Origin of the sequence: Rhodococcus sp. KRD197 (assembly GCF_017168235.1) — a bacterium.
GTDB lineage: Bacteria > Actinomycetota > Actinomycetes > Mycobacteriales > Mycobacteriaceae > Rhodococcoides.
This window is the reverse complement of the sequence record NZ_JABFAO010000004.1, coordinates 330828-353182: the sequence shown is the minus strand read 5'-3', so window position 1 is coordinate 353182 and position 22355 is coordinate 330828. Positions and strand designations below refer to the sequence as shown.

Below are 22355 nucleotides of genomic sequence, written 5' to 3'. Positions count from 1 at the left end.
GCACCGCGAGATTCTCGCGACCGGCCGAGTTTACCCGCTGGCACAGGGTGACCTGCACCACGCAGTAGTCTTGCCCGTAAGTTCACCCAAAGTTATCGAAATCCGGAGTAGTTGCATGGGCAAGGTCAAGGCCAAGGACGTTTCGGGCCTCAAGCCCAAGAAGAAGTGCTGCCGCAAGAAGACGCGATGCATCACATGCCCCGTCGTCATCATGCGAATGAAGAAGCTCGAAGCGTCCGGGGCCAGCAAGAAGGAACTCAAGAAGGGTCTCGAGCACGCCCGGGGGAAGTGAGTATGTCGAGCAGTTCGGGCATCCATCCGCGATCTGCCTCGACCAGGTCGATTTCGCGCAGGCCGTCGGCGTCGACCCACCTGAGATCGGAATGCTCCAACGGCGCCGGCGTCCCCGAGACCAGTTCGACGCGATAGGCCCGCAGTATCGATGCGCCCGGCAGCGCCACTTCTCCGCCCAGTGGTTCGGTCACCGCCGTCTCGACGCCGAGTTCCTCCCGCAGTTCACGTTCGAGCGCACTTTCCTCGGACTCGCCCGCTTCGACCTTGCCGCCGGGTAGCTCCCACCGGCCGGCGAGCTCCGGCGGGGAGGCGCGCTGCGCCAGCAGCAGTCGGCCATCGGAGACGATTGCGCCCGCGACGACCACTCGCTGATCGGCCGTTTCAGTCATGCCACCACTTTCGTTCGTGTCACTATCGCTGCATGAGTGAACTTCTTACCAACTCCGAGATCGACGACGCCCTCACGGACCTGCCCGAGTGGGCCCTCGCCGGCGACGCGATCACCCGCACAGTCCAGGCACCGACATTTCCGGCGGCGATCGATCTGGTGGCGCGCGTGGCTGCTTCCGCGGAGGCGGCCGACCATCATCCGGACATCGACATCAGGTGGCGGAAGCTGACGTTCACACTGTCCACCCATTCTGCGGGTGGACTCACGGTGAAGGATGTGAATCTGGCGCGAGAGATCGATTCTCTGCTTTCTGCCCTTTGAGTCGTCCTCGTCCCAGACGGATCGTCCAGCCGTAGACCAGCAGTACTCCCACCATGTCCACGGCGCCGAGCCATGCCAGCAGTCCGGGCCGAGAGACGAGCCAGATCGACTCCTGGAAGAAGCTCAGAATCCATGGGATGCCGACGACGACGGCAACGAGCCAATATCCGGCGACCAGTCGGGTTCCCAGCAGATGCCGGTCCGGTCCGTGCAGCAGCCACACGAGCAGCGGCAGCACCCATACCCAGTGGTGGGACCATGAGATCGGTGACACCGACAGTCCCAGCAGTTGGACCACGAGCAACGTTCCGAGTCGATCATTCGTACGGAGCGCCCGCCAGGCGAAGAACGCGAGAACGCTCACTGCGAGCACGCCGACAAGCCACAGCACAGACGAATCGATGTCGCGTCCTGCGATGCGACTCATCGCTCCACGCAGGGATTGGTTCCATACCGAGCCGACTGGGCCGATGCGGTCGGCGTCGCCCAGTAGCTCGGTGAAGTAGGTGCCCGCCTGCCGGCCCAGCACCAGGTAACTGATGGCGACGGTCGCGCCGAACGCGACGGCGGAGAAAGCGGCGGCCTTCCACCGTTTCGTCGCCAGGAAGTACAGGCCGGTGATCGCGGGGGTCAGTTTGATTCCGGCGACGAACCCGACGATGCCCCCGGCGATCCACCAGCGCGTGCTGCGGATCGCCACGATGGCGGCGAGTGCCAGGAAGACGTTGACCTGCCCGTAGTCGAGTGTGGTGCGTACGGGTTCGGTCCACAGCGCCAACGCCGTCCACAGCATCGCCACACGCGTCCAGTCGGTCGTGCTCCCAACCGCATCCGGCCTGAAGTCGAGGACGAGTCCGATGGCGAGCCGGATCAGCAGGAACATCGCCGCCATCGTCGCGAGCTGCCAGCACACGCCGACGATCGTGAACGGCAGGTAGTGCAGTGGGAAGAACACCAGGGCAGCGAACGGTGGGTAGGTGAAGGGGAGCGGGAAATCCGGTGTCTTTTCCGCGTAGGTGAACTCGTACAGGTTGCCTTGCAGGAGGGCCGCCGCCCCATCCACGTAGACGTGCAGGTCGACGAGGTTCATGCCGTTGGGCGTCGCGAAAGCCCACACAAGCCGCGTGATCACGGACAGGGCGAGCAGGAACGGGGCGTATCGAACCAGGCGGTTCACTTCTTCACAGCTCCCGTTTCAGTGTGCGTTGGGCCGATTGCGCGGAATCGACGGCTGAGCCTATAAGGCAATTGTGAAATGGCCCGAACAGGTGCCCCAGCGGGGGTCGGAATTCCCACATTCACGTATCACGAATAACATTTGTATCACCAACCACACTGATCACTTCCGTAACAGGCTACTGTCCACTTGCGGTGAACGCTGGTACCGGCTGTACAACGTCGAGTCGGATACATAGAGTGACCCCTCGAGCCAGCAACCGATTCACGGCCCGCTTTTCGATCAGGATGGGGAAAACAAGTGTTACGTAACGGTGTAACGCGCAGGACCGTCACAGCCCTAGCAGTGGCAGTCGCCGCCGCGCTCGCTGTGCCGACCGTTGCGTCCGCAGAACCAGCACCACCCGCAGTGGAACTGCCTCCTCTTTTCCTCCCCACTCCTGATCAACCGCTTCCCGACTACGCACAGGTCGAAGCACTCGCCGCGTTCGCGCCGGCCATCATGGGTGCCGCAGCGGGGCCGGCCGACGCCGCTCCCACCACCCAAGCCGATCTGCTCGCTCAGGCACGCATGCTCTTGGAGTCCTCTGCACTACCCGAGCAGGTCAGGTCCATCCTCGAGCGGGTCATCACGTTCCTCGACGGCTCCGGCGGCGGCGGCCCGGAGATTCCACCCGCGGACGGCCCGGTCATCGCGCAGTTCCTGTACCCGACCATCGGCAAGGGATGCATCTCCGATTCCGCCGATTCCGTCGGCACTGCACTCGCTGTGCCGGGACCGGCAACCCTGCCTCCCCCCGGCCCCCCGGCCGGCCAGGCGGGCTTCGTCTTCACGGCCCTCGGAACGCAACCCCTCGCGCAGACGCAGGAAGCGCCGCTGACCGTATCGTGGCTCAACCTGGACAACCGCCGCACCGGCGCTGTGGACCTGACCGGCGCTGCGAACATCAACCCCGGAGGGCCCGCAACTCTGTCGACCATCGCCGACACCGGCCCAGGTCGCGTTCTTGCGGTCGTCTCAGGATCGATCACGACCCAGTCGAAGGAAGATCCGACAGCACCGGCTCGCTCCTGCAGCTTCCTGCCGACGATCGGGACCGTTTTCGTACCGTGAGCGTCTGACCGATAGCACGGGTAAGGTCTGCTCGTGCGCAGACCTCTGGCTTTCGTCGCGATCGCATACGCGTTCGCAGTAGCGATGCTGGGCACGACGATGCCCACCCCCGTGTACTCGCTCTACCAGGCCGAATTCGGGTTTTCCGTCTTCGTAGTCACGATCATCTTCGCCGCCTACGCACTCGGGGTGTTGGCAGCACTTCTCGCGTTCGGCCGATGGTCCGATTCGCTGGGCCGTAGACCGATGCTGCTCGCCGGCATCGGTCTCGGTATCGCCAGCGCAATCGTGTTCATCAGCGCCGGCTCCCTCACTGCGCTGTTGATCGGACGAGTCCTCTCCGGGCTCTCCGCCGGAATCTTCGTCGGGACCGCGACGGTGACGCTGGTGGAACTGGTACCGGACAAGTGGCGCTCCCGGGCTCCATCCATCGCCACCGCAGCCAACATCGGCGGACTCGGCCTCGGCCCCCTGCTGGCGGGCCTGCTCGTCCAGTACATGCCACAACCGATGCGTCTGACTTTCGCAGTCGACATCGCGCTGCTGCTGGTCGCCGCCATTGCTGTGTACTTCGTTCCCGAGCCGGTCGCTGTGGCGCGCGGCGCCCGCCCACACATGCAACGACTGTCCGTACCCGCTCCCATACGAGGTACCTTCGTTCGCGCCGCGACCGGTGGTTTCGCAGGTTTCGCCGTACTCGGCCTGTTCACGGGCGTCTCACCCGGGTTCATGACGCAGGTTCTGGGGATCGACAATCATGCCGCGACCGGCGCCGTGGTCTTCGTGATCTTCGCATCTTCCGCGGCCGCCCAGATCGGCCTGCGCGGCCTCGGCGATACCTTCGCACTCCGGGCCGGGTGTATCACGCTGGTTGTCGGCGTTGCTGCGCTCGGAGTGTCACTGCTACTCGAATCTCTGCCGCTACTCGTCATCGCCGCGGTGGTGTGCGGCGTCGGTCAGGGCGTCACATTCAGCAAGGGGATGGCCTCGATCACGGCCGAGCTTCCCACCGATCGGCGCGCAGAGGTGACCTCGACGTTCTTCGTCGTGCTCTACATCGCCATCTCGGTGCCGGTCATCGGAGCCGGTGCCGCGGCCAATGCCTGGGGGCTCGTCACCGCGGGAGTGGTGTTCTCGGCGGCTGTAGCCGCGCTGGCCCTGATATCGCTTGCTCTGCTGTTACTCGAGTCCAGGGACTTTCACGAAGAAAAGGCGTCGGAGAACAGCTCGTAGAAATAGCCGGCGATCAAATAAATTACATCGATGAGATTCATTCGATTACCCTCTCAGGCCGCGGACCACTGACCGTAATCGGAGGCAAGAATGACATTGATGTCGACGGTGACCCCATCGATTTCGTCTTTGTCTATTCGGACCTGATGCAAATGCGCACTGGGGTGCCGATATCCCTTCGGCGTTCCCCAATTGTGCTGCCAGTACCACTGACCGAGACCGGCGATCGAGGCCAGTTCGATGGTGGGTGAGTTTGCGTAGATGCCGGTGTTCTCCGGGCCCACAACAGACTCCCACCCCAGGATGTACGGCGCGATCATGGTCGCGAACTCCACCGCGGTGGGATTGTCGTCGATCGAGGCGTAGATCGGCCGATTCGCCGGACCGCCGGCAGCCGTGTGCAGTTCGAGGCCCCGCTTGGCATGTTTGACCCCCGCCGCGTAGCCACCCCTCCAATCGGAGGTGTCCCCCTTGCCGTACTGGTAGTTCGACACCACCTCGAGACCTGCCGCCGCGAGGGCGTCGGCCTCGGACTCCTTCAGCGGCTTGCCGATCATCCAGTCGGCGCCCGGCCGACGATCCGAGACGTACCGGACCGCACCGAGGTGGCCGGCCGCAGCAATTGCCGCCGCTGACGGAACACCACCTGAGTAGTCGACGAGAGTGCCCAGTCCGTCCGCTCGTGCCGCCGTCGAATTCACGGCAGCCAGACCCATTGCCGCGGCCGAACCGACCGCGGCGTACTTGAACAGCTCTCGTCTCGAAACGTGCACGGTGCAATCCCCATATCGATCGATCGGTCACCTCGGCGTGTCGCGCACAATTCGATCGGTGACGCTGGTAGCTTGGCGCGTTTCGCTATTGCACCACAATCACTTGGGTATCGCTAGTCACATCACTCGCACAGGTGTCACACGACCCATCCGCCCCACGCTCGCCAATTCGGCCGTTCCCCTACTGTGGAGTCGACAGCAGACACGATCGAAAAGGAGTTCCAGATGGGCGTCACGCTGGCCAAGGGCGGAAACGTCTCGTTGTCCAAGGAAGCACCCAACCTCACCGCCGTGTCCGTCGGTCTGGGTTGGGACGTACGCAACACCACCGGCGGGGACTTCGATCTCGACGCGAGTGCGATAGGGCTGCGCGCCGACAAGAAGTCCGTGGGTGATCAATTCTTCGTCTTCTACAACAATCTGCGGTCCCCGGACGGGGCCATCGAGCACACCGGAGACAACCGCACCGGTGAAGGCGAAGGTGACGACGAGAGCATCAACGTCGACCTCACCGCCCTCTCACCCGAGGTCGAGTCCATCGTCTTCCCGGTATCGATCCACGACGCCGACGTCCTGGGGCAGAACTTCGGGCAGGTCATCAACGCGTTCATCCGTGTCGTCGACCGCGCTGACGGCCGCGAGCTCGCGCGATTCGACCTCACCGAGGACGCCTCCACAGAAACCGCCATGGTGTTCGGCGAGCTGTACCGGCGCGGCCAGGAGTGGAAGTTCCGCGCCATTGGTCAGGGGTATGCTTCCGGCCTGGTGGGGATCGTTCGCGACTTCGGGATCAGCGCAAGCTGACGTATCGATTGAATAACCGTGCCGCCTTCTCCTTGGAAAAGCGGACATCGGTGTGGCCCCATCACCACATCAGTAACTTCGGCCACATCAGTCTCAGGAGTCACACAATGTCTCGTCGTCTCAGTCGTGCAGCGGGTGCAGTCGCACTGTCCTGTGCCGCACTCCTCGCCGTTCCGGCAACAGCCGCCGCGGACCCCGCTCCAGTCTCCGATCCGCTGTCGCAGGCCGTGGCAACACTCCAGGGGCAGGGCGATTCGACCGCTCTCGCAGCTGCCGAGGCGATCTCGAACTCGCGCACCGAGGTTGCCGACCCCGTGGACGCCAACCCACTGGCAGCACTCGAGACCGCCAATCGGATCCTGACCGACGCCGGCATCACGCCGTTCTTCTACCCGACTGCGGCAATCAACTGCTCTGCAACACCCGGCGCACCGTTGGGAATCGTGCCGGGTGTCGCAGGCGGCGCGGCCGGGCCGTGGCCCAACCTCAGCATCCCGACGCTACCCCCGCTCAACGCGGTGGAAGCTGGCGAGACGATGTTCGCATTCGTCCCAGCCGGAATCATCGACGACTCGGGTGACAAAGCCGGTATGCAGGTTGCCTGGTTCAACGTCAACACCCTCCAGGGTGGATTCGCCGAGATGGGCGGTGCCACCAGCGAGCTCGTCGACGCCATCCTCGACAACCTCGACGTTCTGCCCGTCGTGAAGGAACTGGCGCGTGGACCGATCACCGAAGCGTTGGCCGCTCTGCCATCCGCAGGTGCGCGGGCGGTGCCGGTCGAAACCGGATCGGGCACCGTGCTCGCAGCCGTGTTCGGCAACGTCACCCACAACACTGCCGACGGTGCGAAGACTTGCTTCTTCTTCCCGACGGTCGGCTTGGTCAACGTCGCCTGATTCGAAACCTCGTATCACCTGTGCCGCCGCGTCGAAGTCTCACGCGGCGGCACAGTTCGTTGCATCCCACTGACGCTCAGACGTACTGGATTTCGTCGAAGATCCCGAACGATCAGTTTCTGCTCTACTGCTTCGACACCGACAGCACCGCCGAGCCCGTTCGCAGCGAGGTGCTGCGCAATGCCGCAGATATCGAACAGTTGCAGCTTCGAATCGCCGACGTCCCACTCGATCTCGGATACCCGCGGACGAGATCGATGCGTCTCGACGCCGCGCATGTGCTCGATCACGGACAACCCGGCGACTGGGGTGCGTGCCTGAGCGAGCTCGGCACGTTGCTACGGGAACAGCTCGATCAACACGAAACAACCTGGCGGCTACACCTTTTCACCGCTGTCACTGGTGCACCTCGATGCACCGGTGCGGCTCTCGTTGCGGTCCTGCAGATCTCACACGCGCTCGGTGACGGCAGGGTCGCGTCGTCACTTGCACGGCGACTGTTCGGCGACGCCGACACTGCTGTCTTCGACCCACCGGCACGTGGACGGTTTCGTCCCATCGAGTTCATCCGAAGATCGCGGCGTGCACACGAACTCGATCAGCGCCTCGCTGCCGACACCGATGCCGGGAAAGTACCGGCTCAGGCACCGCCCCGGCCGAGAACCCGACTCAACGTCGCCCCCTCCGAAGCAGTATCGATCCGCACGGTCGTTCGCGATCGCGCCGATCTCACGGCCCCGGGCATCAGTGTCACAGCCGGCGCACTCACCGTCGTATCGGCGGCCCTGTCTCGATACCTCGAAACACACGGTGACCGTGTTCCGTCCGACCTCGGCGCCGAGGTGACCATCGCAAAACCCGGTGAGCGCTGCGCCCGCAACCACTTTCGCAATGCCGGGGTCGGACTCTTCCCCGAGACGGACGACCTGCTCGAACGCGCCGGTTCGATCGCCGCTGCACTGGCCGATCGCCGCGCGCGAGCCGAGCATCCGGCAATGGCGGCGGGCGCGCTGGCAACCGAGATGGTTCCCGCCGTCCTGCTCCACTGGGGAGTTCGGCAGTTCGACGCCACCGCCGTACCCGATGCCGTCACCGGGCACACCGTCGTATCCAGTGTCGCTCGGGGTGCGGCCACTCTGCGGCTCGGCGGCGGCCCGGTGCGGTTCACCGCGGGCTTCCCCGCGCTCTCCCCCGTCATGGGACTCACCCACGGTGTACACGGGATAGGAGACACGGTGACTTTCGGGATCACCTCGGCCGCGTCGGCCGTGCCCGACCCCGATGTCTACGAAACGATCCTGCGCGAGGCTGCCGACGACGTTGCCGGCGCATTCGGCTGATTGCCAGACTCTTCTCAGCATCGACAGGGTGCGGGTCTCAGATTCCTCGATCACAGTTGGGTCATGACGCACATGACAGTCCTGGCGGTGGGCGGCACTGGCGAATCTCACCCCGACGACCACCGGACAGTTGTCACCGGGCTTCTCGGCAGCGTGACGACCCACCTCGACGATCGGTTCACGTCCAGGTGGGTGGGCTACCCCGCGTCCTACGGACCTGTTGCTGTCGGTGGCCTGAGCTATCGGCAGAGCACCCAGGCCGGTGTCCGCAGGCTGATCGCCGCGATTCGGCGAGCGGACGGGCTCGTGGCGTTGATCGGTTACTCACAGGGATGTTCGGTGATCAGAGAACTGCTCGGCATGATGGCGACGGGAACCGTCTGGTTGCCCACCGTCGTCACCGCTGGGCTGATCTCGGACCCTCAGCAGCCCGCCGGGGTCGTCGCCGGCTGCTCCGGCAGTGGCGTCGCCGGTGACGGACCGGCCGTACCGGCGTCGGTGGAGGTGATGTGGATCGGACACCCCGAGGACATGATCTGCAACGCCAGCGAGGACAGCTACATTCGCGACATCGCGGACATCACCCGCTTCATGTCGTTTCGGACACCGAAGCTGTGGCTGAGGCAGGTCTGGGCGTTGCTGCGCAGCAATGGCTTCCAGAATGCCGCCAAGACACGACTGTCACCTCGCCAATGGGTCACAGATGTCCGACGGTTGCGCGTCGCGGCCCGTGAGCTGGGTGGCTACCTGCCTCGCACCCTCGCCTGGCGAGGGATGCGGGTGGCCAACCCGTCGGGCGACCGGCACATCGCCTACGCGAGCGAGCCACTCGACAAGAGTGGACTGACTGGTTGTCAGATCCTGGCCCAGTGGCTCCAGGTGAACGCCACCTTCGGACACTACGAACTTGTAGCGTGATCAGGCCTTCTCTGCCTCGATCTTCATTTTGGCGAGGCCCTTCTCGAAGTCTTTGCCGACCAATTTGTCCATCGGGAAGACCTTGCCGACGAGTCGGAAGAACAGATTGTTCTTCCCGGTCATCGCCCAGGTGACCTCGGAACCGTTCGGCCCCGGCTCGATGGTGAAGGTAGTGACGTTCTGAGCTTTGAACGGTTTGGTGAACACCAGGTCCAGTACGACGATCTGGCCGGGCTTCGAATCGGTGATGACCATGCTGCCCGCACCGGCCTTCCGATTGCCGGACCAGGCGTACGACGCACCGACGCCCGAATCCGGACCGGAGTAGGTGCGCTTCAGCTCAGGATCGGCATCTTCCCACGGCGACCAACTCCGCCAGTTCTGGAAGTTGTCCAGCAACGAATGAATCTTCTCCGGCGATGCCTGGATCACCGTCGAGCGTTCGACCAGGAAGCTGCTATCCGATGCCATGAGCGAATGATAGTCAGTCGCGCCGACACAGGCAGAACAAGTGGCCGACCGGATCTCGGAACACCGAGAATCCCGCGTGGTTCTCGTTGCCTTCGATCTTTCTCGCGCCGATACCGAGGACGTACTGCTCGGTCGCGTCCATGTCGTCGACGACAAAATCGAGGTGGATCTTGATTCCCTCGGAGGGCCACTCGATCGGGACGAAGTCGGCGGCCTTCTGGAATGCAAGGCGCAGTTCACCCGGGCCCTGCAGCACTGCCCAGTCGCCCTCGGATCGGGTGATCTCCCAGCCCAGTACCTGCTGGTAGAACTCCGCGAGCGCGGCGGTGTCGGGGCAGTCGAGAACGGTGTAGTCCATGTCGATCTTCGGGGCTGTCATATTCCCGGACATTAGCCGCTCAGCATGAATGGCACATTGCAACGGTTAGACAGTTGCAATGTGCCATTCATGCCGGAGCTTGCGGGCTTATGCGGGGCTACTGACCCAGGGCAGGCGCGAACGTGGTGAACCACGCGTCGTGCAGGTGCTCTTCCCAGAAGTTCCACCAGTGCGTGCCGGTGCCGGTGATGCGAACCTGGGGGTTGTTGCCCGTACCGCGCAGCGCGGCGACGTACGCGCGGCTGCTCAGTCCCGACGCGGTCTCGAGCGGGACCATCTGCGCGAACTTGACCGGGTCGAAGCTGGCACTGACGGGGTTGACGGTCGGGTCGGTGAGCGGCGATCCGGTTCCGGCAGAAACGAACACGGAGGTGTTACGCAGTTTTCCGACGTTGAGCAGTGGGTCGTTCGCGAGCCACGACGCCGACGGCCATGCGCCCCACATGTTGCGAGCGTTTCCGCCCATCTCGCCGACCGAGACCTGAATGCCCTGCGCGTATCCGGGGCTGCTGGCCGAGGGGTAGCCGCTGAACGAGGCCACTGCCTTGTAGAAGTCGGGGTGATTCGCGGCGAGGTTCAGCGCAGACGTGCCGCTCATCGACAGGCCGGCGACCGCGTTGTTGACGCCGTCGCTGCCGAACTGGGCAGCCATGACCGGCGGGAGTTCCTGAGTGAGGAAGGTTTCCCACTTGACGACGCCCAGCTTCGGATCGGGGCGCTCCCAGTCGGTGTAGAACGTGCCGCCGCCGCCGAACGGGATGACGACGTTGACGTGCTTGTCGGCGAAGAACTGCTCGACATCGGTCTCGATGAGCCAACCGTTGTTGTCATCGGGTGCGCGGAGGCCGTCGAGCAGGTAGATGGTCGGCGCGGGGCCGTCACCTGCTGCCGTCAAGACCTTGACGGGGATGTCCTTGTTCATCGCGTTCGAGTGAACGTAGATGAGTGCGGAGTCCGCTTGCGCGACGCCGGTGCCCACGAATGTGGCAGCGAACGCTGCGATCAGTACGGTCACGACACCCAGCACGAGGCTGCGCGCACGAGAGAACAACATCAAAGAATCCCTATCGTCCGAATCTGATCGACCTTCGGTGGGAGGGTAACAGGGAAATAACGGTTTTGCGTGGCCTGGATCAGACCATCCACCATGCTGCGTAGGGCGGAAGCCAGACGCGACCGTCGTGCAAGACCACGCTGTGTTCGGAAAGCACCTCGTGCGGATCGGTGAGCCCCAGCTCGAGCAGTCGGTCGTACGGGAATGCTCGATGTTCACTTGTGACATTGAACACACCGACCAAAGTGCCGCTCGGATGACGTCGTACCAACACCAGGAGTCCATCCTCGGTGTCCGTCAGTACCTGCACAGGGGCTTCGGAATGCAGCATCGGCAACCCTCGGCGCACCCGCGCGATGTGCGCGATGCCGTCGAATGCTCTCTGCGCGTCAGTCCCCTGCTGGAGGCGTCGGGCACGGTCTTCATCGGTGACGCGGGGACGGTGCACCCACCTGTTGTCGTTCTCGTGACCTGGTTCGCTCGCCCAGTTCGGGTCGCCGGGTGAGGCGATCTCGTCACCGCTCCACACGACGGGGATGCCGCCCCACGCGGCGACGATCGCGTGGGCCAGGAACATGCGCGCGAACGCACCGTCGGCATCCTTCCTCGACGGCCCCAGCCCGCTCAACGCCGCCGAAGTCCCACTGATGCGTCGATCGCCGGTATCCGGGTTGTACTGAAACACCAGACCCTCTGCCCAGGATCCATCGAAATCGCCCGAGTACCAGTCCGCCAGAAAGTGCCGATGCCCGGCGCCGGTCACCCCACGGGCGGCGGCGTCACCGTCGTCGATGGCCCAGCCGATGTCGTCGTGGCACCGTACGTACGTCACCCAGGTGCCACTGGGCGGCGTCGGCGGCAGTGAAGCGAGTGCGTGAACAGCCAATTCGCTGCTGCCCGAGGCCAACATGGACCAGATGTGCACCATCAGCGAGTTGTGATAGGCGATGTCTGAGACCCTGCCGGTGTGGCGGCCGAGGCCCAGATACGGCATCAGGTCACGAGGACCGACGATCGCCTCGGCCTTGAACAGCGTTGCGGGAGCAGCGAGCCGGCATGTGGTGCGTAGTGCCTGCGTGATCGCGTGGACCTCGGGCTGGTTTTGACAATTGGTACCGAGTCGCTTCCACAGAAACGCGATGGCGTCGAGACGAAGCACCTCGATACCCAGGTTGGCCAGGTGCATGACGATTCCGGCGAACTCTTCCAACACGGCGGGGTTGGACCAGTTCAGGTCCCACTGCCACGCGTTGAACGTCGTCCACACCCACTCGTCGAGTTCGGTGTCGAGAGTGAAGCTGCCGGGCGCAAAATCCGGGAACACCTCGGGAAGGGTGCGCTCGAATGAATCTGGGGTCTCCCGGTCGGGGTAGATATGAAAGTAGCTGCGATATCTCTCATCACCCCCACGTGCCTTCTCCGCCCATTCATGTTCACGCGCAACATGATTGAGAACCAAATCGACAACGGGGCTGATCCCGCGGGCCCGCAGCGTCGTCGCGAGATTTCGCAGATCCTCGTTGGTGCCCAAATCCGGTCGAACCGAGTAGAAATCCTTCACGGCGTACCCGCCGTCATTGTCACCCTCACGTGGTGTGAGCAGCGGCATCATATGCAGGTAGGTCACGCCCAGATCGGCGAGATGGTCGAGCCGCTCCCCCAACCCCTCCAACGTGGTGCCGTAGCGGTCGACGTAGCAGGCGTACCCGAACATGTTGGGGCGCTGAAACCAATCGGGTTGCAGGAGCCTGCGCTCGTCCAAACGATGGAGGTCGTCGGAGCGTTCGGCGAAACCCTGCGCTGCGATGGCGACGAGATTGGCGGCGACCGCGTCGGGCTCGTCGTACAGGGCGGTGACAGCATCGTGCAAGTCGGGCCACCACTGCTCGAGTCGGAGCTCGAACGTCTCGCGCCGATGGGCGGGCATGCCGGCGAGAATGTCCCGCACCTCCGGAGTCATGACTGCATCATGACACGGGTTGCATTGCCAGATTCCTGATCTGCCGGGAGAGTGCGATGCCTTGGATTTTCCGGGACAGAACGCCGCTATATCCAGGACTGATCGCACCTGGTGAAGTAGCGTTCGGAAACGTGCCACCCAGTCTTGTTTCCGTCATCATCCCGGTGTACGACGGCATGCCCCAACTCGACTTGCAGCTCGAAGCCCTCGCGAATCAAGACTACGACGGTGAGTTCGAGGTCGTCGTCAGCGACAACGGCGCGAACGGCGATCTTCGTCGGCACCTGGACGAACTGGGGTTGAAACTGAGTGTTCGGTGGATCGACAGCTCCGGCGAGAGAGGGGTCTCGAACGCGAGGAATATCGGCATCGACGCTGCACGAGGTCAGTTTCTCGCTTTCACCGACCATGACGACGCGGTACACCCGAACTGGCTGAGTGCACTTGTTCGCGCGGCCGAGGACTTCGATGCAGTCGGCGGTGGGGTCGATGTATGCACACTCAACTCGGATGAAGTCGCGACGTGGCGGTCACTGCCACCACCCGAAAAACGATTCGAAACGCCGTACTTGCCCTACGCATGCGGCAACAACTTCGGCATGTGGTCCAGAGTTGTGGACAAGGTGGGGTACTTCGACGGGCAATTCCTCGGCGGAGGTGAGGATGTCGACTACTCCTGGCGCATCCAAGAGGCAGGGTTGACGCTGGGCCACGTCCCCGATGCAGTGGTCGCATACAGGCTGCGTACCACCTTGCGCGCGTCGTTCGTACAGGGAATGCGCTACGGGTGGACGTCCGTGGAATTGACTCGCAAGCACAGCGTCCACGGTTGCCCCAACCCGTCGGCTCTGCTGCAAGTGCCGGCCCATGTGGCGACGATCCTGTATCTCGCGACGGTCAGAAATCCATGGCTTCCGAGAGCACTGAACCCGCCACCACGCGGGCTGTGGGCTCATCTCATCGGGCAACAATATGGCGCACTGAGAATGCGGTTGCAACTCCTGGCCCGAGGACACAAGCGTTGACGAGTGAACGCTGGCTCGGCGAGCGCACAATGTGTTGGTGAAGATCACCGACGAGCAGCGCCGGGCACGTCTCGTCGCACGCCAGTTCGCGAGCGCGTCAACCGTAGAGGACGTCGTTTCGTCTGTACTGGCCCTGCACGCAACCGACCCGGCGTCGGTGTACCTGTCGGTTCTCGCGCGCGCTCGATCACTGACGATCGAGGACGTTCGGGCCGCAATGTATACCCGTCGTAGTCTCGTTCGCCTCATGGCGATGCGTCGGACCATGTTCGTCATCGCCCATGACGATGTTCCGACGGTTCATGCCGCGGCCAGCCTCGGCGTCGCTCGCACGATGCGAACCCGGCTGCTCAAACAGGTAGCCGCCGGGCCGACCGAGCCTGTTGTCGACGACGTCGACGCGTGGGTCGCCGCGGTGGAACGGGACACCGAGGCTGCGCTGCGGGCCGCCGGAACCGCTACCGGCGCGGAATTGTCCAACGCTGTTCCCTTGTTGAAGACCGCGTTTCTACCGACCACCGACAAGGTGTACGACGTCAAGCGCTATGTCACCTCCGAGGTGCTGACGATGATGGCCGCCGAGGGCCGCCTGGTCCGCGTCGAACCGCGCGGGGCATGGACCTCGCGGCGGCATGCATGGGCGCCGATCGAACACTGGTGGCCCGAAGGAATTCCCGTTCTGGACGAGGCCGAGGCGCGTCGCGACCTGGTTCGTCGGTGGCTCGAGGTGTTCGGACCGGCCACGTTCGACGACCTGCAATGGTGGACGGGGTGGAACAAGACGCAGACCCGCGCCGCTTTGGCCGGGTTGGATCTCGTCGAGGTCGAATTGAGCGTGGGCGAAGGGATGATGTTGGCAGGGACTGGTTTTGATGATGCCTTCGATAGTTCAGGACCTTCGGTGATGCTCTTGCCTGCATTGGATCCGACGGCGATGGGATGGAAGCACCGCGACTGGTATCTCGGTGATTACAAGAAGCCGTTGTTCGACACCTTCGGCAACATCGGGCCGAGCATTTGGGTGGACGGACGCATCGTCGGTGGCTGGGCCGTCAGCCCCTCCGGCGAGGTGGTGACGGAGTTGTTCGAAAACGTCAGGCCGGCTGAGGTTGCAGCCGAGGCCGGGCGGCTGACCGATGTGCTCGACGGCTCGGCGGTGGTCCCCAGCTTTCCCACACCGCTGGAGAAGCAGTTGCGGGGGAGATAGCTCGTTGCGGCGCAGCTGCGATGCCGAGGGTGTTGTATCAGTTGCGGCATGATTGCCTCATGACGCAGCAAGCGCTCGAATCGATACGAGACGAGTCTCGTGCGGTGATGCGTCGTCACACGGCTCCTGGAGATCGCGTCGCTCTTCTGGATTTTCCCAGCTACGACAACGCTGGTGACTCCCTGATATACGCGGGTGAAACCGAATACCTGGAGGAATCAGGGGTCCGCGTCGAGTACATCTCGGACCTGAACACTCACGACGATGCGCTGGCCAGGAGACGAGTAGGCACAGGCACCATTTTCCTGCAAGGCGGGGGCAACTTCGGTGACCGTTGGCCTGCACATCAGGAGTTTCGCGAAAGGGTGGTCGCCCGGTTCCCGGACAGCAAGATCGTCGGTCTCCCCCAGGGCATGGACTACGCCGATTCCGATGCCCTGAAGAGGACCGCAGCGATCTACGCGGCACATCCGGATCTCACGCTGTTGCTGCGCGAGAAGCGTTCGTACGACATCGCGCTCGCAAGCTTTCCTGACAACAATGTCGAGTATTGCCCTGACATGGCATTCGGAGCCGAGATCGCGAACAACCCTGGCGATTGCGCTGTCGATGTCGTGAAACTCCTTCGCGTAGATTCCGAGAGGCTCGATCGCGGAGCCGTCGACATCGACGCCTCGTCAGTCCAATTCGACTGGGGCCTGCGCGGCAAGGACTTGGCCATATGGCAGGTGATTACGCTCCCGACGAGAATTGCCTCCAACTTTCCCAAGACCACCCGGCTGCTCTACCCGGCGCTCGCCCGCTCCTACCCACGGGCCGCGGCGCTCAATCTCCGTGTAGCTCAACGGATTCTGAGCAAAGGTCGGGTCGTTCTGACGGACAGGCTGCACGCCGCTGTACTGGCCGCAATGATGGGCAAGCGGGTCGTCGCGATGGACAACGCGAACAAGAAGGTGTCAGGCATTTACAGCGCCTACCTTCACCGATTCGACAACGTTCGCTTCGCGGCGACAGCAGCCGAAGCCGCCGAGCTGGTAGCCGAGGCTGTAGCGGACAGCCGATAGCGCGAGGTGTCAGCTAGACGTTGAACCTGAACTCCACGACATCCCCGTCGACCATGACGTAGTCCTTGCCTTCGATACGGACTTTGCCCGCGGCCTTGGCTGCGGCCATGGATCCGGCGTCGACGAGGTCCTCGAAGCTGACAACTTCGGCCTTGATGAAGCCACGCTCGAAGTCGGTGTGGATGACGCCAGCTGCCTGCGGTGCCGTGTCGCCCTTGTGGATGGTCCAGGCGCGCGCTTCCTTCGGCCCGGCTGTGAGGTAGGTCTGCAGTCCGAGGGTGTGGAAACCGGCGCGGGCCAGGGCGTCGAGACCCGGTTCGGTCTGTCCGACGCTTTCGAGCAGCTCGGCTGCGGACTCGGCGTCGAGTTCGAGGAGCTCGGATTCGATCTTCGCGTCGAGGAACACTGCATCCGCCGGGGCGACGGAGCGGGCAAGTTCGCCCACCTTCACGTCGTCGGTGAGGACGGCCTCGTCGGCGTTGAAGACATACAGGAACGGCTTGGTGGTCAGGAGCTGGAATTCTTTGAGCAGTTCGAAGTCGAGCTTGGCCTGCGCCGAGAACAGCGTCTTGCCCTCGTTGAGCACTGCCTGCGCGGCGATGGCGGCGTCGAGCGCGGGTTTGCGGTCTTTCTTGATCCGCGCTTCCTTCTCCACGCGCGGGATTGCCTTTTCGAGCGTCTGCAGGTCCGCGATAGCGAGTTCGGTCTCGATGACCTCGATGTCGGCGGACGGGTCGACGCGGCCGTCGACGTGCACCACATCGTCGTCGGCGAATACACGAACGACCTGACAGATGGCGTCGGCTTCACGGATGTTGGCGAGAAACTTGTTGCCCAGCCCGGCACCTTCGGATGCACCCTTGACGATGCCGGCGATATCGACGAACGACACCAGCGCGGGCACCAGCTTCTCGGAACCGAAGATCTCGGCGAGCTTGCCGAGCCTCGGATCAGGAAGCGGAACCACACCGACGTTGGGCTCGATGGTCGCGAACGGGTAGTTCGCGGCCAGCACGTCGTTCTTGGTCAGCGCGTTGAAGAGGGTGGACTTGCCGACGTTGGGCAGTCCGACGATTCCGAGGGTGAGGCTCACGGTCTATGGAGTCTACTTTGACGTGGCCATCAGTTCGGACAGTGCCCGGCCTGCGCCAACCGCCGATGCACCGAGCGGACTGAGCTCCACATGATCCGCGCCCTCATCGAGGTGCTGGTGCACGCGCTCAGCGATGTCTTGGGCGGTGCCCCAGGCCACGACTGCATCGACTAGTCGGTCACTGAGGTGGTCGATCTCGTCATCGGTGAAGCCCATGCGGAGGAAATTCTGTCGATAGCCCGCAACCCCCGTCAAGAAAGACAGTGGTTCGCGCGCAGTTCGTCGAGCGCTGTCAGGATCGGTGTCGAGCACGACGAACTGGGAGATGACCAGCACAGCATCGCCGAGAATCGCCCTGGCCTGGGCCGTGTAGTCGGGCGTCACGAGCAGCGCGATCGCACCCGCGGCCCTCCGCCGCGCCATCTCCAGCTTCTTGGGCCCGAGGGCCGCGAGGAGAGTGCGGTCGGCGGGAACGTCGAGTTCGTCGAGGTAGGTCTCCAAGCGCGCGAGAGGCCTGGCGGTTTGCGGGCCACCGAGCCCGAGGACGAAGCGGCCGATTGTTCCGAGTCCGAGTGTGTCCATGCGTCAACGCTAAAACCTCGAGCATTGTCGAGGTCAAGTCCGCATGTGAGTGGAAATACGTGTCCTGCTATGTATTTCCGCGCACGTGCGCGAAGCGCCTACCAGGTGCTCGTATTGATCAGGATCGCGAAGAACACCACATAGAAGGCAATGAGCACCACGAAAAACGCGACCCACACCCACAGTGCGATTTGCCCGAGCTTCTTGGCCCGATCCGACGCGTACTGCGCACCCTGAAAATCGCCCATTGCCCAGCGCGGATAGACGTTCGAGGAGTGAGTGAAGGCCGAGAACGCGAGCGGCCAGAAGAACAGCACCGCCGCCACTGCCCATCCCACGTTGGACGGCGGAGGCGGTGGCGGCGCGTACTGCTGATACGGCTGATTCGGGTCTGTCATGGACGCAGCGTAGTACCTACTTACGCGGTTGTCTTCAGCGTCGATGTGGCCTCGGCCAAGGTGGTCAGAGCATCCCAATCCTCGTTTGCCACCGCGGCGGCCGGAGTGAGCCAAGAACCCCCGACGCATCCGACATTCGGCAGCGCCAGATACGTCGACGCATTGGCGGTGGAGATTCCGCCCGTCGGGCAGAAGCGTGCGGCAGGGATGGGTGAGTGAATGGACTTGAGGAAGTTCGCACCGCCGGAGGCCTCGGCCGGGAAGAACTTGAGTTCGGTGTACCCGGCCTCGAGGAGCGTGAGCACCTCCGAGACGGTCGCAGCGCCGGGCAGGTGCGGCAACCCGGTATCCCTCATGGCCTTGGTCAAAGCCGGGGTGCAGCCCGGTGACACCAGGAACTGAGCGCCCGCATCGGCAGCCTGCTTCGCCTGCCCCGGCGTCACGATTGTGCCTGCGCCGATCAGGATCTCGGGAACCTCCGCAGCGATGCGCTCGATGGCGTCGAGCGCCACGGGAGTCCGCAGGGTCAGTTCGATGACCGGCACTCCACCCTTGACCAGGGCGCGGGCGATCGGTACGGCGTGATCGAGGTTGTCGATGACGACGACGGGGATGACGGGAACGCGGTCGAGCAGAGATGCAGTCAAGTTCTTGCCTTTTTCTAGAGTCAGTGGGGGTCAGCGCATCACGAACATGGCGCCCTCGTCGGCTGGGCCGACCATGGCGCGCATGCCGGAGAACAGGTCGCGGCCGGTACCGGCCCATTCGTCGTCGGTGAGCACCCGGCCGGTGACCGGGCGAGCCTCGAACTCGCCGAGGGGAACGCCGATGTCGAGCGTGCCCGTATTGGAGTCGAGCGTGATCATGTCACCGTCGAGTATTTTCGCGATCGATCCGCCGTTTGCGGCCTCGGGCGTGAGGTGAATTGCGGCAGGCACCTTTCCGGACGCGCCGGACATGCGGCCGTCGGTGATCAGTGCGACGCGGTAGCCGCGGTCCTGCAGGATGCCGAGTGCCGGGGTGAGCTTGTGCAGCTCGGGCATTCCGTTCGCCTTGGGGCCTTGGTAGCGCAGCACCGCGACGAAGTCTCCTTCGAGCTGCCCGGCCTCGAACGCTGCCAGGAAGTCCGCCTGGTCGTCGAAGACCTTGGCCGGCCCGGTCACCGCGCGATGCTCGGACGCCAGAGCTGATGTCTTGATGACGGACTTGCCGATCGGACCGGTGAGCATCTTCAGTCCGCCGTCGCGACTGAAAGGCTCGTCGGCTCCGCGCAGCACGGTGTTGTCGCCACTGATGCGCGTGCCCTCGTGCCACATGACGCCGTCACCGTCGAGCTTGGGCTCTTGGGTGTAGCGCTGCAGTCCCCTACCGGCGACGGTGTCGACGTCCTCGTGGAGCAGACCGGCGTCGAGCAGCGACCCGATGACGAAGCCGAGCCCGCCGGCGGCGTGGAAGTGGTTCACATCGGCTTTGCCGTTGGGGTAGATGCGCGCCATGAGCGGCACCACTGCAGACAGCTCGGACAGATCCTGCCAGGTCAGCGTGATACCTGCGGCCTTGGCGATCGCGACGAGATGCATCGTGTGATTGGTCGACCCGCCGGTGGCCAGCAGCGCGACGCATCCGTTGACGATCGCCTTCTCGTCGACCAAGCGTCCGACGGGCGTGTACTGATCACCGAGAGCCGTCAGACCTGTCACGACGTGTCCGGCCTCGCGAGTGAGGGCGTCGCGCATCGCGGTTCCCGGATTGACGAACGAAGACCCGGGTAGATGCAGGCCCATGACCTCCATCAGCAGCTGGTTCGAGTTGGCGGTGCCGAAGAAGGTGCACGTGCCGCTGCCGTGGTACGACGCAGCCTCGGCGTCCAGCAGTGCTTCACGTCCCACCTTGCCCTCGGCGTAGAGCTGACGGGCTTTCGCCTTCTCCCCGTTCGGAAGCCCGGAGGTCATCGGACCGGCGGGGACGAACACCGCGGGTAGGTGACCGAAACTCAGCGCGCCGATGAGCATGCCGGGGACGATCTTGTCGCACACACCGAGCATGAGGGTGGCGTCGAACATGTCGTGCGAGAGGGCTATGGCCGTGGACATGGCGATGATGTCGCGGCTGAAGAGCGAGAGCTGCATGCCCTCACGCCCCTGGGTGATGCCGTCGCACATGGCGGGAACACCACCGGCGAACTGTGCAATGCCGCCCGCGTCGATGACCGCCGCCTTGAGGGTGGCTGGGTAGGACTCGAAGGGTTTGTGCGCGGACAGCATCTCGTTGTAGGCGGAGACGATCGCGATGTTCGGTTTGACCATGCCGCGCAGCGCCTGCTTGTCGGCCTTGCCCGATGCGGCGAAGCCGTGGGCGATGTTGGCGCAGGCGAGGCGGCCGCGGGCGGGACCGGCGTCTGCTGCAGTGTCGATTCGATCGAGGTAGGTGGCCCGTTCGGACTGGCTGCGGTCTGCGATGCGGTCGGTGACCTGACGCAGGACCGGGTGGATTGTGTCCATGAGGTGTTCCCCTTTTCGGTCTCAACGGCCAGCCTAGGGCCACTTAGGTGTGCGCACAACCCAACTTATGTATTTGAAAGTTATAAGTGGGTGAACTTGCGTTGTTGCCGCAACAGTTGCGAATTGATTGAATGGCAGATATGCGACCGCCCCTTCCGAGCGCCCCACCTGCGACAGCGGGTGAAATCTTCGCGCTCGTGCGGGACGGCGAGGCCGACACACGAGCCGAACTCGGCAAGATCACCGGGCTCTCCCGCTCCGCGATCGCCTCGCGAGTCGCCGCACTCACCGCGCTCGGCCTCATCCTCGAAACCGAGGACACTCAGTCCACCGGGGGACGCCCGCCGGCGCGCCTGTCCTTCGACGTCGACGCCGGCATCGTCCTCGCCGCCGCCATCGGACGCAGTCGATCGCAACTCGGCGTCTTCACCCTCGGCGGAGAATTTCTCGCCAACGACACCGTCGATCAGGAAATCGGCGTCGGACCGAGTGAGCTGATGCCACAGATCACCAAACGCCTCGAAGCGCTCATCGATGACACCGGACGCCTCGGCCACCGCATCCTCGGCGTCGGACTCTCCATTCCCGGCACCGCGGACACCGCCCGCGGCTGCAGCCTGGATTCGCCCATCATGCACGGCTGGGACGGCGTTCCCCTGGCGCCGTTCTTCGCCGACACCACCTCAGCACCCGTCTTTCTCGACAACGACGCGAACGTCATGGTGCTCGCCGAGCGCCGCGACAATCACACGCACTTCAACGATGCACTCCTGGTCAAGGCGTCCACCGGACTCGGCGCGGGCATAGTGGCAGGCGGGGTTCTCCAGCGCGGATCATTGGGCGCCGCAGGCGAATTCGGCCATACCAAAACCGCCGCAGCTGCGGGCGTCGCCTGCCGGTGCGGCGACAGCGGATGCCTCGAAGCCATCGCCGGCGGCTGGGCCCTCGTGCGGGCCCTGCAGAACCAGGGCCGCAGCGTCGGGCACATCCGGGGTGTTGTCGACCTCGCGATCAGCGGTGACCCCGAGGCCCGACGCCTCATCCGCGACAGCGGTAGGCACATCGGTGAAACACTCGCCGGGGCGGTCAATCTGCTCAACCCCGAGGTACTCATCGTCGGCGGGGACATGGCAAAGGCCTACGACATCTTCGTGGCGGGTCTGCGTGAAACCGTCTACGGCAACGCAACCGCGTTGGCCACCCGCGCGTTGACCATCCAAGCCACCACACATGGCGATCACTCGGGCGTGATCGGCAGCGCCGCGATGGTCCTGGACCAAGTATTGAGCGCGCGGGCCGTCGACCAGGCACTCGGCGCCTGACGACCGTGTCCGATTTCCGCTGGATACGGGCACGCG

The 22355-nt window shown here is 64.0% G+C and carries 24 protein-coding genes; 12 read left to right on the top strand and 12 right to left on the bottom strand.

Translation table 11 applies throughout. The annotated features are described in order from the left end of the window. Window positions 1-115: 115 nt before the first annotated feature. Window positions 116-292, top strand: a complete 177-nt coding sequence (locus J1M86_RS07895) for a hypothetical protein (RefSeq protein ID WP_206509441.1) — start codon at window positions 116-118, stop codon at window positions 290-292. On the opposite strand, the gene J1M86_RS07890 is transcribed toward J1M86_RS07895, so the two are convergent. After that, window positions 258-683 carry a (deoxy)nucleoside triphosphate pyrophosphohydrolase gene (locus J1M86_RS07890; RefSeq protein ID WP_206509440.1) on the bottom strand — a complete coding sequence of 142 codons (426 nt, stop codon included), beginning with the start codon at window positions 681-683 and terminating at the stop codon, window positions 258-260. The genes J1M86_RS07895 and J1M86_RS07890 overlap by 35 nt on opposite strands. Window positions 684-715: 32 nt before the next feature. Here J1M86_RS07890 and J1M86_RS07885 point away from each other — a divergent pair, with 32 nt between their 5' ends. Next, the gene (locus J1M86_RS07885) at window positions 716-1006 is read left to right on the top strand and encodes a 4a-hydroxytetrahydrobiopterin dehydratase (protein ID WP_075840329.1); all 291 of its coding nucleotides are present in this window, start codon (window positions 716-718) and stop codon (window positions 1004-1006) included. Here the strand turns inward: J1M86_RS07885 and J1M86_RS07880 are convergent. Beyond that, window positions 948-2183, bottom strand: a complete 1236-nt coding sequence (locus J1M86_RS07880; protein WP_206509439.1) for a mannosyltransferase — start codon at window positions 2181-2183, stop codon at window positions 948-950. The genes J1M86_RS07885 and J1M86_RS07880 overlap by 59 nt on opposite strands. A gap of 345 nt (window positions 2184-2528) precedes the next feature. Here J1M86_RS07880 and J1M86_RS07875 point away from each other — a divergent pair, with 345 nt between their 5' ends. Beyond that, complete coding sequence (locus tag J1M86_RS07875) at window positions 2529-3296, top strand: hypothetical protein (protein WP_230556664.1); 768 nt, start codon at window positions 2529-2531, stop codon at window positions 3294-3296. 33 nt (window positions 3297-3329) lie between these two features. Further along, window positions 3330-4529 carry an MFS transporter gene (locus J1M86_RS07870; protein WP_206509438.1) on the top strand — a complete coding sequence of 400 codons (1200 nt, stop codon included), beginning with the start codon at window positions 3330-3332 and terminating at the stop codon, window positions 4527-4529. A gap of 53 nt (window positions 4530-4582) precedes the next feature. Here the strand turns inward: J1M86_RS07870 and J1M86_RS07865 are convergent, their stop codons facing one another. Then, entirely contained in the window at window positions 4583-5302 is a 720-nt protein-coding gene (locus tag J1M86_RS07865; protein WP_230556666.1) for a DUF1906 domain-containing protein, read from the bottom strand. Between the two features lie 225 nt (window positions 5303-5527). On the opposite strand from J1M86_RS07865, the gene J1M86_RS07860 reads away from it, so the two are divergent. From J1M86_RS07860 to J1M86_RS07845, 4 genes are all read left to right on the top strand, one after another. After that, window positions 5528-6106 carry a TerD family protein gene (locus tag J1M86_RS07860; RefSeq protein WP_206509437.1) on the top strand — a complete coding sequence of 193 codons (579 nt, stop codon included), beginning with the start codon at window positions 5528-5530 and terminating at the stop codon, window positions 6104-6106. A gap of 107 nt (window positions 6107-6213) precedes the next feature. Next, entirely contained in the window at window positions 6214-7005 is a 792-nt protein-coding gene (locus J1M86_RS07855; protein ID WP_206509436.1) for a hypothetical protein, read from the top strand. 59 nt (window positions 7006-7064) lie between these two features. Continuing rightward, window positions 7065-8345: a WS/DGAT domain-containing protein gene (locus J1M86_RS07850; RefSeq protein ID WP_206509435.1), complete on the top strand. Its 1281-nt coding sequence runs from the start codon at window positions 7065-7067 to the stop codon at window positions 8343-8345. A gap of 63 nt (window positions 8346-8408) precedes the next feature. Next, entirely contained in the window at window positions 8409-9263 is an 855-nt protein-coding gene (locus J1M86_RS07845; protein ID WP_206509434.1) for a PE-PPE domain-containing protein, read from the top strand. Here J1M86_RS07845 and J1M86_RS07840 read toward each other — a convergent pair whose 3' ends face one another. From J1M86_RS07840 to J1M86_RS07825, 4 genes are all read right to left on the bottom strand, one after another. Next, window positions 9264-9734 carry an SRPBCC family protein gene (locus J1M86_RS07840; protein WP_206509433.1) on the bottom strand — a complete coding sequence of 157 codons (471 nt, stop codon included), beginning with the start codon at window positions 9732-9734 and terminating at the stop codon, window positions 9264-9266. It abuts the gene before it with no gap. Between the two features lie 13 nt (window positions 9735-9747). Further along, complete coding sequence (locus J1M86_RS07835; RefSeq protein ID WP_206509432.1) at window positions 9748-10113, bottom strand: VOC family protein; 366 nt, start codon at window positions 10111-10113, stop codon at window positions 9748-9750. Between the two features lie 97 nt (window positions 10114-10210). Next, window positions 10211-11167 carry an alpha/beta hydrolase family protein gene (locus J1M86_RS07830; RefSeq protein ID WP_206509431.1) on the bottom strand — a complete coding sequence of 319 codons (957 nt, stop codon included), beginning with the start codon at window positions 11165-11167 and terminating at the stop codon, window positions 10211-10213. A gap of 79 nt (window positions 11168-11246) precedes the next feature. Next, on the bottom strand, window positions 11247-13127 hold the full coding sequence (locus J1M86_RS07825) for an alpha-amylase family protein (RefSeq protein ID WP_206509430.1): 1881 nt from the start codon (window positions 13125-13127) through the stop codon (window positions 11247-11249). Window positions 13128-13258: 131 nt separating this feature from the next. On the opposite strand from J1M86_RS07825, the gene J1M86_RS07820 reads away from it, so the two are divergent. Genes J1M86_RS07820 through J1M86_RS07810 form a run of 3 tightly spaced genes read left to right on the top strand, consistent with a single transcriptional unit; the run spans window position 13259 to window position 16423 of the window. Beyond that, a complete protein-coding gene (locus J1M86_RS07820; protein WP_206509429.1) occupies window positions 13259-14152 on the top strand; it encodes a glycosyltransferase family 2 protein in 894 nt (297 codons plus the stop codon). 37 nt (window positions 14153-14189) lie between these two features. Further along, window positions 14190-15359 carry a winged helix DNA-binding domain-containing protein gene (locus J1M86_RS07815; RefSeq protein ID WP_206509428.1) on the top strand — a complete coding sequence of 390 codons (1170 nt, stop codon included), beginning with the start codon at window positions 14190-14192 and terminating at the stop codon, window positions 15357-15359. A gap of 59 nt (window positions 15360-15418) precedes the next feature. After that, window positions 15419-16423 (top strand): polysaccharide pyruvyl transferase family protein, encoded by a 1005-nt coding sequence (locus tag J1M86_RS07810; protein ID WP_206509427.1) that lies wholly within the window; start codon window positions 15419-15421, stop codon window positions 16421-16423. A 13-nt stretch (window positions 16424-16436) separates the two neighbouring features. Here J1M86_RS07810 and ychF read toward each other — a convergent pair whose 3' ends face one another. The 5 genes from ychF to edd form a co-directional block, all read right to left on the bottom strand. After that, window positions 16437-17516 (bottom strand): redox-regulated ATPase YchF, encoded by a 1080-nt coding sequence (gene ychF / locus J1M86_RS07805; RefSeq protein WP_075840322.1) that lies wholly within the window; start codon window positions 17514-17516, stop codon window positions 16437-16439. A gap of 12 nt (window positions 17517-17528) precedes the next feature. After that, window positions 17529-18098, bottom strand: a complete 570-nt coding sequence (locus J1M86_RS07800; protein ID WP_206509426.1) for a hypothetical protein — start codon at window positions 18096-18098, stop codon at window positions 17529-17531. A gap of 98 nt (window positions 18099-18196) precedes the next feature. Next, window positions 18197-18496 carry a CD225/dispanin family protein gene (locus J1M86_RS07795; RefSeq protein WP_206509425.1) on the bottom strand — a complete coding sequence of 100 codons (300 nt, stop codon included), beginning with the start codon at window positions 18494-18496 and terminating at the stop codon, window positions 18197-18199. 20 nt (window positions 18497-18516) lie between these two features. Beyond that, on the bottom strand, window positions 18517-19143 hold the full coding sequence (gene eda, locus J1M86_RS07790; RefSeq protein ID WP_206509424.1) for a bifunctional 4-hydroxy-2-oxoglutarate aldolase/2-dehydro-3-deoxy-phosphogluconate aldolase: 627 nt from the start codon (window positions 19141-19143) through the stop codon (window positions 18517-18519). A 30-nt stretch (window positions 19144-19173) separates the two neighbouring features. Continuing rightward, window positions 19174-20997 (bottom strand): phosphogluconate dehydratase, encoded by a 1824-nt coding sequence (edd, locus tag J1M86_RS07785; protein WP_206509423.1) that lies wholly within the window; start codon window positions 20995-20997, stop codon window positions 19174-19176. Window positions 20998-21137: 140 nt separating this feature from the next. Between edd and J1M86_RS07780 the strand changes: the two genes are divergently transcribed. Then, window positions 21138-22319, top strand: a complete 1182-nt coding sequence (locus J1M86_RS07780; RefSeq protein WP_075840321.1) for an ROK family transcriptional regulator — start codon at window positions 21138-21140, stop codon at window positions 22317-22319. The last annotated feature ends 36 nt before the right edge of the window (window positions 22320-22355 follow it).

What these genes read in the sequence shown, in the direction of transcription:
- J1M86_RS07855 (WP_206509436.1), top strand. Translation starts at nt 6,214, where the DNA reads ATGTCTCGTCGTCTCAGTCGTGCAGCGGGTGCAGTCGCACTGTCCTGT.
- J1M86_RS07780 (WP_075840321.1), top strand. Translation starts at nt 21,138, where the DNA reads ATGCGACCGCCCCTTCCGAGCGCCCCACCTGCGACAGCGGGTGAAATC.
- J1M86_RS07810 (WP_206509427.1), top strand. Translation starts at nt 15,419, where the DNA reads ATGACGCAGCAAGCGCTCGAATCGATACGAGACGAGTCTCGTGCGGTG.
- J1M86_RS07890 (WP_206509440.1), bottom strand. Translation starts at nt 683, where the DNA reads ATGACTGAAACGGCCGATCAGCGAGTGGTCGTCGCGGGCGCAATCGTC.
- J1M86_RS07800 (WP_206509426.1), bottom strand. Translation starts at nt 18,098, where the DNA reads ATGGACACACTCGGACTCGGAACAATCGGCCGCTTCGTCCTCGGGCTC.
- J1M86_RS07845 (WP_206509434.1), top strand. Translation starts at nt 8,409, where the DNA reads ATGACGCACATGACAGTCCTGGCGGTGGGCGGCACTGGCGAATCTCAC.
- J1M86_RS07795 (WP_206509425.1), bottom strand. Translation starts at nt 18,496, where the DNA reads ATGACAGACCCGAATCAGCCGTATCAGCAGTACGCGCCGCCACCGCCT.
- J1M86_RS07895 (WP_206509441.1), top strand. Translation starts at nt 116, where the DNA reads ATGGGCAAGGTCAAGGCCAAGGACGTTTCGGGCCTCAAGCCCAAGAAG.
- J1M86_RS07840 (WP_206509433.1), bottom strand. Translation starts at nt 9,734, where the DNA reads ATGGCATCGGATAGCAGCTTCCTGGTCGAACGCTCGACGGTGATCCAG.
- J1M86_RS07860 (WP_206509437.1), top strand. Translation starts at nt 5,528, where the DNA reads ATGGGCGTCACGCTGGCCAAGGGCGGAAACGTCTCGTTGTCCAAGGAA.
- edd (WP_206509423.1), bottom strand. Translation starts at nt 20,997, where the DNA reads ATGGACACAATCCACCCGGTCCTGCGTCAGGTCACCGACCGCATCGCA.
- J1M86_RS07885 (WP_075840329.1), top strand. Translation starts at nt 716, where the DNA reads ATGAGTGAACTTCTTACCAACTCCGAGATCGACGACGCCCTCACGGAC.
- J1M86_RS07835 (WP_206509432.1), bottom strand. Translation starts at nt 10,113, where the DNA reads ATGACAGCCCCGAAGATCGACATGGACTACACCGTTCTCGACTGCCCC.
- J1M86_RS07830 (WP_206509431.1), bottom strand. Translation starts at nt 11,167, where the DNA reads ATGTTGTTCTCTCGTGCGCGCAGCCTCGTGCTGGGTGTCGTGACCGTA.
- J1M86_RS07825 (WP_206509430.1), bottom strand. Translation starts at nt 13,127, where the DNA reads ATGACTCCGGAGGTGCGGGACATTCTCGCCGGCATGCCCGCCCATCGG.